Origin of the sequence: Acinetobacter sp. YH12227 (genome assembly GCF_013417785.1) — a bacterium.
Lineage (GTDB): Bacteria > Pseudomonadota > Gammaproteobacteria > Pseudomonadales > Moraxellaceae > Acinetobacter > Acinetobacter gandensis.
Window position 1 is genome coordinate 1 of the sequence record NZ_VPDH01000181.1, and the last position, 1,198, is coordinate 1,198.

Genomic DNA, 1,198 nt, shown 5'->3' on the forward strand with positions numbered 1-1,198 from the left:
GTCAAATTGGAAGGTGGGGGACGTAATACACGCTATCAGATCAATACTCAGTTATAGAAATTTAAGCCATAAAAAAAGCCCGACATCCTGTCGGGCTTTTTCGTATTGGTTCGCTTGGCATGACTCCTGTCGTACCGCCGATCCTTGTGCGATTATTTATTTTTATTCTGCGGAACGTCCTGTTCTCTTATGACTTCATGATATTGAATACAAGGGATTGTGAATATCCGCAAAACCCCTAAATACATGTGCGCTCAGGCGTACAAAATTGGTGGATTTTTATCCCAAGAGTTGTCCGCAGAAATTGGGGATAATTTAAGCAAGCGCTGGCTTGATAACGCAGAGAAAAATGACAAACTGATTAAATATCGATCAATCTTATTGGCAAGAAGTATCAAAATTGCTTAAAAAGAAACCGACTTGTTTCCAAGTCAGTTTTTTGTTGTTTTTCATGGGGATGAAAAATTTTTAACTATATGAAAAACAATGATATTTTAAATGGGTTCTAACAGCTGATGATGAATTTCGCATAAGAGATTTTATGTTAAATCGGGGTAATTAAAGATTGAATTTCAACCCCATTTTCATCAACTAATTCAATACCAACTGCTTTTAAACGATCTATAGGATCACCTGTTTTCAAACACCATCCATTAGGCATATTTGTTTTTAATCCTGAAAATTTAGTATCTAACTTTTTCTGGTCTTCATAGGAAATATGGGCTACACCAAGATTTCTTTGTAGAATTTTGGAGAGTTCAGCATCTGATAATTCATTGCTTTCAATTAATACCCATAAGTTATCAAAGACATAAGCCATGGGAACAATATGTTCTTTCCATGGCTTAATAGCCGTTGCTGATTTATTATTAAAAATATTCTTTGAGTATCCTTTAAAAAGCAGTTCATTTTCTGGATGAAATAAATGCTCCATTAATCTGGAGCTATATCCCCATGGTTTATTAATGTTTTCTCGAAGAGTAATAATGTTTTTTACATGTTGAATGATTAAATCACACGTGCTCTTAATATATTCATTAATATGTTCTTTTTCAGTCATGTTGGTTTTCCAAAAAATGGTGGTGTTTCAAAAAGTATGCTGAAAAAAAGCAGGTTGAATTTTGATAAAATAGAGAAATGCAAATAACTCTAGAAATCAAATGTCCAACCTGCCTCAGTGACAGTATAAAGAAAAATG

Annotated in this window: 1 protein-coding gene; it reads right to left on the reverse strand. The window is 33.6% G+C overall.

Annotated elements, in window-relative coordinates; all coding sequences use genetic code 11:
- Positions 1–544: 544 nt before the first annotated feature.
- A complete protein-coding gene (locus FTV09_RS17805; protein ID WP_180059012.1) occupies positions 545–1,060 on the reverse strand; it encodes a hypothetical protein in 516 nt (171 codons plus the stop codon).
- Between the last annotated feature and the right edge of the window lie 138 nt (positions 1,061–1,198).

What these genes read in the sequence shown, in the direction of transcription:
- FTV09_RS17805 (WP_180059012.1), bottom strand. Translation starts at nt 1,060, where the DNA reads ATGACTGAAAAAGAACATATTAATGAATATATTAAGAGCACGTGTGAT.